Here is a 957-nt window from a genome sequence, read left to right as displayed (position 1 = left end):
TATATCTTGATTTGATCAAAGCAACGATGCGTACAAACTTCTATCAGCACGATAGCGGTGGTGCGGATAAAAGTTATATTTCGTATAAGTTGCAGCCGCGTTTAATTCCAAACGTTCCTTTGCCCGTTCCAATGTATGAGATATTTGTTTATTCGCCCAGGGTTGAAGGGGTTCATTTGCGTGGGGGGAAGGTTGCTCGTGGTGGCTTGCGTTGGTCTGATCGTTATGAAGATTATCGCACTGAAGTTTTAGGCTTGGTTAAGGCTCAGCAAGTTAAGAATGCTGTTATCGTTCCGGTTGGTGCGAAGGGCGGCTTCGTTGCTAAGAATTTTCCAAGCGACCGGAAAGGCTTCATCGCTGAAGGGATTGCGTGTTACCAAACCTTTATTACCGGAATGCTTAATGTAACCGATAACCTGGTTAATGGTGAAGTGGTTAAGCCGACCGAAGTCGTATGTCATGATGATGACGATTATTACCTCGTAGTTGCCGCGGATAAAGGCACAGCAACCTTCTCTGATATTGCGAATGAGATATCTTTGGAGAAGGGGCATTGGCTTGGTGATGCCTTTGCTTCGGGTGGTAGTCACGGCTACGACCACAAGAAAATGGGGATCACTGCAAAAGGCGCTTGGGTATCAGTTCAGCGCCATTTCAGAGAGCTAGGTCTTAATACGCAAACAACGCCATTCACTGCAATTGGTATCGGTGATATGGCAGGCGATGTTTTCGGAAATGGCATGCTGCTATCCAAGCATACCAAGCTAGTAGCGGCATTTAACCATATGCACATTTTCTTTGATCCTGATCCGGACCCTTCAACAAGCTTTTCAGAGAGAAAGCGCTTGTTTGAACTGCAGGGCTCTACCTGGGATGACTATAACAAAGAACTGATTTCTGAAGGTGGCGGTATTTATTCACGTTCCTCTAAGTCTATTGAACTTTCGAAGCAAATGC

Annotated in this window: 1 protein-coding gene; it reads left to right on the top strand. The window is 45.6% G+C overall.

Annotated elements, in window-relative coordinates:
- On the top strand, positions 1-957 hold a 957-nt coding region (locus A3729_RS07365; protein ID WP_197475655.1), incomplete at both ends, for an NAD-glutamate dehydrogenase domain-containing protein.

The sequence above is a fragment of the Oleiphilus sp. HI0043 genome (assembly GCF_001634935.1).
Note: the sequence above shows the minus strand (reverse complement) of the source record. Positions and strands in the feature narration are given on the sequence as shown.